This is a genomic window from Paenibacillus aestuarii, from assembly GCF_027789125.1.
Taxonomy (GTDB): Bacteria; Bacillota; Bacilli; order Paenibacillales; family NBRC-103111; genus Paenibacillus_E; species Paenibacillus_E aestuarii.
Genome location: NZ_JAQFVF010000008.1, coordinates 1 through 9,231 on the forward strand (window position 1 = coordinate 1; position 9,231 = coordinate 9,231).

The window sequence follows — 9,231 nt, forward strand, 5'->3', positions numbered from 1 at the left end:
CTTCTGCAATTGGGTTTTTCCGGACTACAGCAGAACTGCTCCGCGCAGTTTATCCGTAGTCCGACTTTACCCAATTGCAGACGCCATGGACGCACTTTTTTGCGATGTAGTCCGATTTCGCCCAATTACAGCGGCCTTTTCGCGCCCGAACAAGCGAAAAACCGGCTGTAATTGGGTATTTCCGGACTACAGCATGTTCAGTCCCGCATGAAGCTTCTGCAATTGGGTTTTTCCGGACTACAGCAGAACTGCTCCGCGCAGTTTATCCGTAGTCCGACTTTACCCAATTGCAGACGCCATGGACGCACCTTTTAGCGATGTAGTCCGATTTCGCCCAATTACAGCGGCCTTTCGCGCCCGAACAAGCAAAAAACGGTTGTAATTGGGTTTTTCCGGACTACAGCCAGTTCAGTCGCGCACGAAGCTTCTGCAATTGGTTTTTTCCGTACTACAGCAGAACTGCTCCGCGCAGTTTTTCCGTAGTCCGATTTCGCCCAATTACAGCGGCCTTTTCGCGCCCGAACAAGCGAAAAACCGGCTGTAATTGGGTTTTTCCGGACTACAGCCGGTTCAGTCGCGCACGAAGCTTCTGCAATTGGGTTTTTCCGGACTACAGCCAGTTCAGTCGCGCACGAGGCTTTTCCGGCTTGCAGTGCGGTGCCCGCCCCCCTACAGCGATGCCAGCGACACGAAATACGAAAACCACAAGTTGGTCATAAACCCATCCAACAATACAAAATACAACAGCTCCAGGCCGACGTTGCGCTCATCCAGTCCTTTTCGCCATATGCGAGTTAACGCATATGAAATGACGGCAATGACGGCCACAATAGCCAAATAAACAAGCCAGGAGCGCAGCGCTTCCGGCATTACCGCCAGCGTGGCTGGTTTGCGGTAATCGCCAAGCAGCAGCACTTTAACCGCAAGGTACATGCCCAGCGACAAGCCAAAATGCAGCCGCGGATGCTCATCATAGTGATGCTGGCGAAAAGCGTTTAGAGCCAGCAAGTAAAGCGTAGGCAGCACGATCCATTTAAGGCTCAGCAGTGCAGTGAGCAAGCCGATGCCCCACAGCAGCGGGGCTGTTTTGATGGCATTCACATAGTCTGTGCCCGTCCAGCGATTCATCCGCTGCGCATAAGCGGGCTGATCTGTCGCATAATTGACACGGTACTCTCCCTCCCCCGCAGCCTCCAGCCAAACGACAGCCGTATGACCGTCAACAGCCAGCATCGTCGGATAAACGGCAAAGCCGCCAGCGTGGGTTATGGGCATCGTTGACGAAGGCTTGCCGCCCTGGATGCCGATGGCGTACAATTCCTGGCTCGTCAAGCGGCGATTCTTCTCATAGACAGCCGAAACGACAAGCTGGATCTCTCCGGATGGCATACGATGGAAAACAGGCTCCAAATTCGTATCGGAATTGACCGCATCTGTAACTGGGATTTGCAGCTGCGTGTCTGCCACCCCTGCCGTTGACAATGCTGGAGCGTCCGCTGCGAAAGTCAGCAAATGAAGCGAGCTCTTTCCTGATTTGGATGAGCTGATCGTGTACGCTGCCTCAATGGTCGAGCCTTCACGGACAAAGCTGAAATCATCCAAATGATTAAAGCTTGCCAGCTCCACCTCTTTGAGCTGTGTTTGCTGCTGAAGCGGCCGCCAAGACGTCTTGTCCAGCTGCACGTAACCCAGCGACGCCCTGCCTTCCTTAGTCGCCACATAGACGACATCCAGATTTCCGGCGTTGTTCAAACTGGCTTTAGCTTCACTGACATCTGGAATGTCAAGTTTGGACCACTGAGCCGCCCCGTCAACAGTCCGCTTCAGTACAAACACCGCTTGCTCGTTATAGGCGAGCCATACGGCACCATCTGCACCGTCCGCTCCCTCGGCTGCTCGCACCCCCTTGACCTGCGGATCGATTAGCGTATGTTTATTCTGCCATGAACCGCCCTTCCATTCGCTTGCATAAAGCCTCCCCCCATCGCCAACCCAAACCGCACCGGCGCTGCTTAGCACATAGCTGTTAAATAGCCCTTGATCCGGCAGCGGCCGCGTCTCCAAAGCAGCAAGTCCCGTCTCGTCGATCCGGGCGTAAGTCAGCGAAGCACCCGTGCGGTAGGCGAACTGGCCATCACCAACTTTTTGTGCCGCTATTCCATCCGTTGTCATTTGCGGCAGCACCGTAGCTCGGCCATATGGCGCCGGGTATGGTGCAACTTTCTCCTGTACAAACAACCAGGCATGAATGGAGCCGATGATTAGCGCGATGATCAAAAAGGGAATATAAGTAAAAAATTTCCACATCCACATCTTCTTGTTTTTCACGTTGATCTTCCTTCGATTGCTTTTTCCGCTCTACGTCGAGCCCAGCACCTTCTTGCCGCGCGGCTGGCTGCCATTGGGATCGGGCTCTAGGGTGACGCCAATTGAGTCAATATTCAACTCTTTGACATGCACGTCATAAGAGAGCACCCCAGACCCTTTTTCGTTCACACGCAAAGTTCCGCAATTATATTTTTTACCATTATGATTCAGCCATACTTGATAAGTCCAATCCCCCTGCGTTGTCTGGAGGCCGGAAAGATTCACAACCACGTTGTGCACATCACCTTGTTGGACGACCCAAGCCGTTCCCGTCGCCTGCGGCATCGAGCTGTCTGCGGATTTAAGTTCATACGTTTTCACCAGCTGTGCCGGCTTGTTCAGAAGCTGCCCTGCCGCTTGATTCGAAGGTGCAGCGCTATAATTCCACCATGCCCCGACAATGATGCCGAGGACGATCACAGCCGCAGCTCCATACATCCAAGTGTGCGGGCGCCGCCTTTTGGGCTTTGGCGTTTTCGTAGCGGCCTTCATCACTTGCTCCTTCAGATCAGGAGGCACTTCCATCTCTTCCATTTGAAAAGGGAGTGTATGCCACACGGTCTGTAATTCCCCCAGTTCTTCTCTGCATGCAGCGCAAGTTCGCAGATGGCGTTCGAAAGCCGCACGTTCCCATTCCGTGCTCTCGCCTGTCAAATAGTTAATTATGAAGCCGCAGTCAATAGGCTCTTGCTCTTTCATCGTCATCCCTCCCTCAGCGCCGTCAAATGTTTGCGAAGTATTTTCAAGCATTGATGCAGCCGGCTTTTGATGGTACCTACCGGTTCATTTTTTTGCGTGGCGATCTCGCTTAACGAGTACCCTTCCCAGTACATCAGTTCAATCAGCTCAATCTGGTTGGTAGATAAGTGTACATACGCTTGCTGAATTTGTTCGCCGATCCATTTGCGGGAAACCACCGATTCGGGACCTTCTTCTCCTGACACCAGGGACTGTTCCCACTCTTTCGGCTCGTACCTGACAACCGCTTGTTGTTTGCGGTTTTTGCGTATGTAATCGATCGTCATGTTGCGTGTAATCGTAATGATCCAATTGACGAACCCGCCTTTAGATGCGTCATACCCCCGCTCCGTCGTCCAAAGCCGGGTGAACACCAGCTGCACAATTTCCCGGGCGGCTTGCTCATCCTTCATCGATTTCATGGCAAATGAATAGACCAGCTTGGCATAACGGTCGTAGAGCTCTTCCAAAGCCAGAGGCTCTTTGGCCATCACCAGCTTCATGAGCTCCCCATCAGTTCGATTTCGCATAATTCGGCACTCCCCGAGTCGAAATTAAAAAAATACAAACGCTCCAACCGTGCTGCGCCTATAAGCACAACAGGTTGGAGCTGTTAGCCGGCTTAGCAAAAAGCCGTCTTATCTGTTTTCGGTATTGGCGGGATCGAGAACGAACCAGACTTTCCCTACATTTTGCCCTGTTGTATCGCCAGGATTTTTATCCTTGAACCAATAATACAAAGGCCAGCCTTTGTAAGTCGTTTGCTTCGTGCCGTCATCGCGGGTAAGCACGCCAAAATCATTCGCGTTCAAATCCGCTGAAACCGTTAAATTGGCATCGTAATAAATCGGCCATTGAACAAGGCAATTTCCTTTGCAAGCATTCGGATCGGCCTTATCTTTCGTGAATAAATAGAGCGCCATGCCGTTCGAATCGACCAAGTACGTACCAAGCTTATCGGATTTGGCTGTTTTCACAGAGCTGTTCACGGCATTCGTGCCAGTAAATTTGGCAGGGTCGACCACGAACCATACGTTGCCGACATTTTGACCGGTCGTATCGCCCATTTGCTTGTCGTCTACCCAATAGTACAACGGAAAGCCTTTGTAGGTCGACTGTTTCTTGCCGTCTGCGCGCACGAGTGTACCGATGTCAGCGGCATTCACTCCTGCAGGTGCAACGATGTGATCGCTGTAAAACACCGGCCATTTCTCCAAGCATTTTCCAGAGCAATTGCTGACGCCTTTCGTATCCTTATCGTAATAATAAAGCGCCATACCTTTATCATCGGTTAAAAAGTTACCCAGATCAGCCTTCGTGCCGACAGCGATGCCATTACCCGGATGAATCACGTACCAAACTTTGCCGACGCCTTCGCCGAACGTATCGCCAGGCTTCTGATCTTTGGCGAAATAGTAAAGCGGCCAGCCTTTGAACGTGACTTGCTTTTTACCGTCCTTGCGCACGAAGGATCCGAAATCCGCAGCATTGAACCCTGCTGGCACGAGCAATTGATCGTCGGAATAAACCGGCCAGTTGGCCAGGCAATCGCCGGTGCAGGAGTTCACATCAGCAACGTCCTTGGTGAAATAGTACAGCGTCATCCCTTTGGCATCAGCCAAATAACTGCCAAGCGCTGCGCTTTGCTTGACCTGCAGGGCAGGGAAGTTCAGCACATTCAGCTTGCCTGATGGGATGATGCCTTTTGCCTCCAATTGGGCAGAGAGCGTCATACCGGAGCCTTTCACAGGCGCATGCAGGGCTTCGATCGTTGCCGTCGCGATGTTTAAGTTAGCAAGCTGCTGAATGCCGGCGATTTTGGATAAGCCATGATCGGCAGCAAAATTCAGCACCTGCTCATACTCAAAATCGGTCCCCTGCTTGTAGCCAAGCGATTCTAACAGCACTTTGTAGTAAGCCTGGGGAGTGATGCTGGCTAATGGTTCGAACATGTCGCTGCCAGTGCCCTGCCAGCCCAATTCCGGATGCGCTTTCAAGTAGGCCAAAACCGACTGCCCTTCCTTATACACGAGGCCTGCATCCTGGAACGGAGCTGTAGGGCCCGTGTAAGCGAGCGCTTCGGATTCGAGACCCTTCAAGCGGAGATACATAATCGCAGCTTGCAGTCTGGTTGTCGGTTTATTCAAATATTCCGGCGTGAGCCCGTTCCCCTCGCCTTGCAGAATGCCGAGGCTGCCCGCCACGTCCGTCTCTGACTGCACTTCCATCGGATCGGCAGCGGCTGCCGTCATGGCCGTTAACCCCGTTACCATCCCTAACATCACAGAAGTTGAGATGATGAGTTTCTTAAGCTTTTTCATCCTGATTCCACATCCCCTTAAATAGAGTGAAGTTCCTAGCACTCCCAAATCTAATTAAGGTAACGCGCTTCTGGGCGGAGCGGTTTGACTGTAGCCCAAATATTTTTATCCAACCCTTTGAACTGAAACCCTAAGACAAAGAACCCGTAAAAATAAGCAAACCTATTAGGAGGAATGTCACATGTTTAAGCATCTGCTTCAAAAGCTCATCGGTTCTGTGCTCCATTCCAAAAAATACCATCGTCGGCATAGCAGCAGCCATTTCAACCGTCCATACGGTAACGGTTACCATAATCGCCATTCATCCGACCACCACAGCGGGTACGGACATCAACAGCAGGGACACGGTTATTATAAAAACAAATATGGAAGATCCAGCTGAACATAAGCCGCGGCAAGCGGCTTTTTTTACGCTTGTAAGCTTGCGTCCAGATCATGGATAAAATCGCGCGCATCCGTGTACGGCAGGTCGAGCTGCAGCAATTTACGCAGCATGCGTTTGACCTCCGCCGATACGTTTAACTCCTTTTCCCAGCTGACGCCTGTGAGCGCCTCTTTATCATCTGGATCATAACCCGAATAGAGCATGAACAGGAAAAAATGGCCGACCGCATAAAGATCACTCGCCACTTCCGGCGTTCTTCGCCGCCTTGTCTCTTCATTCGCTTCCGTTTCCACGCGCGCAGGTTCGCCGATCCGCGAGGCCAGGCCGAAGTCGATCAGGCTGATCCGCTCCCCCCGCAGGATCACATTCGGGATGCGGATGTCCAAATGCACAATCCCCTGCTCGTGCACAGCGGATACGATAGCCATCAAGCTCCGGATGATGCGCAGCGCGTCTTTTTCCGCATATACGGCTCTGCGCTCGAAAATAAGCTGTTCAACCGTCTGTCCTTGCCTGTACTCACTGACCAAATAAAGCTGCTTATCCGCCTCGAATAAGCCGTAGGATGCAGGGATCTCTGGCAGCTTCAGCGCTTCCATCATCTCGCTCTCTCTGCGCAGCAGCTCTCTTCCCAGCTGCTTCTTGCTAGGCTTCGCCTGCTTGACGACGACAAGATCATTGCTATGCAGATCACAGCACAAATAGGTCAGTCCGAAGCTGCCCACCCCAAGAAAGCGCTCGATCCGGTATCGGCCTCCAAGCAGCTTGCCTGACCGCTGCGGATAATCGATCCAGGCTTCATAGGCGCCTTTCCAATAAGCCAGTAATGTCATGTGACCTCCCTTGCGGACAAACTGCCACAGTACTTTTCCCCTCATTGTAGCATGGAATAAAAAAGAAAATCAGTCTAGGGACTGATTTGACGCTAAACCTTGGTAGGAAGACATGCCGATGCCGTCATGGTACCATGTGGATAGTTCAGTAACCGCAAACTAAAGGAGAGAAATCATGAACATCAACCGCAGGGCTCTCATCGGACCGATTTTGATTGTATTCGGGATCTTTTTGTTTCTCAAAGGCGACTTGTTGTTCCACACAAGTTCCATATTCAAGTATTTCTGGCCAGCGCTGTTCGTCATCCCATTAGGCGTCTTCTTCCAATGGCTTTATTTCATCGTCTTGAATCGCCGCGGCGTCGGCCTGCTGGTCCCGGGCGGTATTTTGCTTACAGCCGGCATCGTCTGCCAAATTGCTATGCTGCTTGACAGCTGGGGAACGATGTGGCCCGGCTTTATCCTCGCCGTAGTCGTCGGCCTGTTCCAATTGTACTGGTTCGGCGGCAGAAATAAGTGGCTGCTCATCCCGATTAATATTTTAGGCGTGCTGTCGCTTTTGTTTTTTGCCGTCTTCTCGATTGGCGCACTCTTCGGCAGCTTGTTCGGCAGTCAGCCGATCATCGCCATCGCCCTCATCTTTGCCGGTGTGGTCATGATGTTCATGCGCCGGAATCATAGCCTGTAACAAAAGCCGCGAATTCGCGGCTTTTTACATTTTTACAAATAGGTCACCTCACAGAGTGAACCGACGGGGATCATCTCCGTTAAATACTTGTGCAGCAAATCCCGCTCGCTCGCATCAATCGTGGACGGGGACTCAAACTCAAAATGAAGCGTCCCCGAAGGGGAGTCATAGCGGATAAATGAAAGTTTTCCTCTCGGAAATAACTGATCCATCACCGCCATAATGCGATGCTGGCTTAAGCTTCGGCTTAGCGCTGCTTTGAGCAAAGCTTCCGGCAGCTCCCGCTCCGCGATTTGCGGCACTAAGTCGGTTAGCACCAAATTGTACGCTTTGACCTGAAAGCAGACGTAAGGGTACAAATATTCGCCGGCAAACTGTTTCAAATGGCGCATCTCGTTCTCCTGCAGCTTCAGATCCTCGTTCCATGCATAGATCGTAGCCGCATGATTGCCATGCGTATGGACTCTAACGTATCTTAATTTAGGAAAATGACGCTTGATGAAGTGCTCGGTTAGCAAACGGGTACCCATAATCATCACCTCAACATCATGTTAACGCTTACATCTATTCCTATTCTATGAAACTATGCTGCAAAATAATACGAAATATTGCCCCTGATGATGAGAAAAGCAGCCCCGCTGTTTTGAACTGCACCCCATTTGTTAGACACGACTAACAATGGAGGTGCAGTTTTTTTGCCTAATTTCAGTTTAGATGAGAAATTGAAGGCCATTTTTAAGTATCAGAATGGTACGGAAGGAATTAAAAGCGTTGCAAAATCATTAGGGATAAACCATGAAGTTTTACGTATGTGGGTTAGGCAATACGAATATCACGGGGTAAAAGCTTTTGAAAAGAGCTATACAGCTTACAGCATGTCATTTAAACTAGACGTACTCAACTATATGAACGAGCATGGGACGTCTCCAAATGAAGCTGCTGTCATTTTTAATATTTCCTCCCCTGGGATCATTAGAAAATGGCGCAATCAATTTAATGAAGATGGAAAGGACGCCCTGAAATCAAAGAAAAAGGGGCGCCCACTTATGACAAATAAGAAAGAGAACAATTCGAAAAAACTAGAACCTGCGGAGGGTTCAGTTGAAGCTCTGAAAGCAGAAATAGAACGTTTGCGTATGGAAAATACCTATCTAAAAAAGTTGAATGCCTTAGTTCAAAACAAGGAAAAATCACCAAACAAGACAAAGCACAAGTAGTCTATGAATTAAGGCTTGAATTCCCGGTGGTTGCATTGCTAGCGTTTGCTGACATCCCTCGTAGTACCTTTTACTACTGGGTAAAGCAGTTGAATAAGCCCGATCTAGACAAAGATCTAAAACTCCTTATTCGATCCATTTACATCGAACATCAAGGACGTTATGGCTATCGTCGTATCCGTGATGAACTATATAATCGGGGACATCGGGTTAATCATAAAAAAGTGCAGCGTATCATGAAAGAATTAGGCTTGAAATCAGTGGTGCGTATGAAGAAATATCGTTCCCATAAAGGAACAGTAGGTAAAATTGCACCTAACGTACTCAATCGTAATTTTCACGCGGAAAAACCAAATGAGAAATGGGTTACCGATATTACGGAATTTAAGCTATTTGGAGAAAAGCTGTACTTATCACCTGTTTTGGACTTGTTTAACGGTGAAATTATCACTTACACAGTAGGGCCCCGCCCTACTTATTCCTTAGTCTCTGAGATGCTAGATAAGGCCTTTAAACGCTTATCCGAAGAGGATGAACTCCTCCTACATTCGGATCAAGGCTGGCACTACCAGATGAAGCCGTATCAACATGCTTTGAAGAAACAAGGAATTACCCAAAGCATGTCACGCAAAGGAAATTGTTACGATAACGCGGTGATGGAGAACTTCTTTGGCATTATGAA

8 protein-coding genes and 1 pseudogene are annotated in these 9,231 nt (G+C 49.9%); 3 read left to right on the plus strand and 6 right to left on the minus strand.

Going from position 1 to position 9,231, the window contains the following annotated elements; genetic code table 11:
- Positions 1-669 precede the first annotated feature (669 nt).
- From O9139_RS01925 to O9139_RS01940, 4 genes are all read right to left on the minus strand, one after another.
- Complete coding sequence (locus O9139_RS01925; protein ID WP_270877764.1) at positions 670-2,328, minus strand: hypothetical protein; 1,659 nt, start codon at positions 2,326-2,328, stop codon at positions 670-672.
- A 30-nt stretch (positions 2,329-2,358) separates the two neighbouring features.
- The gene (locus tag O9139_RS01930; RefSeq protein ID WP_270877765.1) at positions 2,359-3,066 is read right to left on the minus strand and encodes an anti-sigma factor; all 708 of its coding nucleotides are present in this window, start codon (positions 3,064-3,066) and stop codon (positions 2,359-2,361) included.
- Positions 3,067-3,068: 2 nt separating this feature from the next.
- Entirely contained in the window at positions 3,069-3,635 is a 567-nt protein-coding gene (locus O9139_RS01935) for an RNA polymerase sigma factor (RefSeq protein ID WP_270877766.1), read from the minus strand.
- 108 nt (positions 3,636-3,743) lie between these two features.
- Positions 3,744-5,426, minus strand: coding sequence for a hypothetical protein (locus O9139_RS01940; protein ID WP_270877767.1), 1,683 nt, complete (start codon positions 5,424-5,426; stop codon positions 3,744-3,746).
- Between the two features lie 181 nt (positions 5,427-5,607).
- Here O9139_RS01940 and O9139_RS01945 point away from each other — a divergent pair, with 181 nt between their 5' ends.
- On the plus strand, positions 5,608-5,808 hold the full coding sequence (locus tag O9139_RS01945) for a hypothetical protein (protein ID WP_270877768.1): 201 nt from the start codon (positions 5,608-5,610) through the stop codon (positions 5,806-5,808).
- A gap of 26 nt (positions 5,809-5,834) precedes the next feature.
- Here the strand turns inward: O9139_RS01945 and O9139_RS01950 are convergent, their stop codons facing one another.
- On the minus strand, positions 5,835-6,644 hold the full coding sequence (locus tag O9139_RS01950; protein ID WP_270877769.1) for a serine/threonine protein kinase: 810 nt from the start codon (positions 6,642-6,644) through the stop codon (positions 5,835-5,837).
- Positions 6,645-6,825: 181 nt separating this feature from the next.
- Here O9139_RS01950 and O9139_RS01955 point away from each other — a divergent pair, with 181 nt between their 5' ends.
- On the plus strand, positions 6,826-7,332 hold the full coding sequence (locus O9139_RS01955; protein WP_270877771.1) for a hypothetical protein: 507 nt from the start codon (positions 6,826-6,828) through the stop codon (positions 7,330-7,332).
- 32 nt (positions 7,333-7,364) lie between these two features.
- Here O9139_RS01955 and O9139_RS01960 read toward each other — a convergent pair whose 3' ends face one another.
- Entirely contained in the window at positions 7,365-7,862 is a 498-nt protein-coding gene (locus O9139_RS01960) for a hypothetical protein (RefSeq protein ID WP_270877770.1), read from the minus strand.
- A 165-nt stretch (positions 7,863-8,027) separates the two neighbouring features.
- Between O9139_RS01960 and O9139_RS01965 the strand changes: the two are divergent.
- A pseudogene (locus O9139_RS01965) lies at positions 8,028-9,231 on the plus strand (IS3 family transposase); the annotation flags it as partial.

What these genes read in the sequence shown, in the direction of transcription:
- O9139_RS01960 (WP_270877770.1), bottom strand. Translation starts at nt 7,862, where the DNA reads ATGGGTACCCGTTTGCTAACCGAGCACTTCATCAAGCGTCATTTTCCT.
- O9139_RS01935 (WP_270877766.1), bottom strand. Translation starts at nt 3,635, where the DNA reads ATGCGAAATCGAACTGATGGGGAGCTCATGAAGCTGGTGATGGCCAAA.
- O9139_RS01940 (WP_270877767.1), bottom strand. Translation starts at nt 5,426, where the DNA reads ATGAAAAAGCTTAAGAAACTCATCATCTCAACTTCTGTGATGTTAGGG.
- O9139_RS01950 (WP_270877769.1), bottom strand. Translation starts at nt 6,644, where the DNA reads ATGACATTACTGGCTTATTGGAAAGGCGCCTATGAAGCCTGGATCGAT.
- O9139_RS01930 (WP_270877765.1), bottom strand. Translation starts at nt 3,066, where the DNA reads ATGAAAGAGCAAGAGCCTATTGACTGCGGCTTCATAATTAACTATTTG.
- O9139_RS01945 (WP_270877768.1), top strand. Translation starts at nt 5,608, where the DNA reads ATGTTTAAGCATCTGCTTCAAAAGCTCATCGGTTCTGTGCTCCATTCC.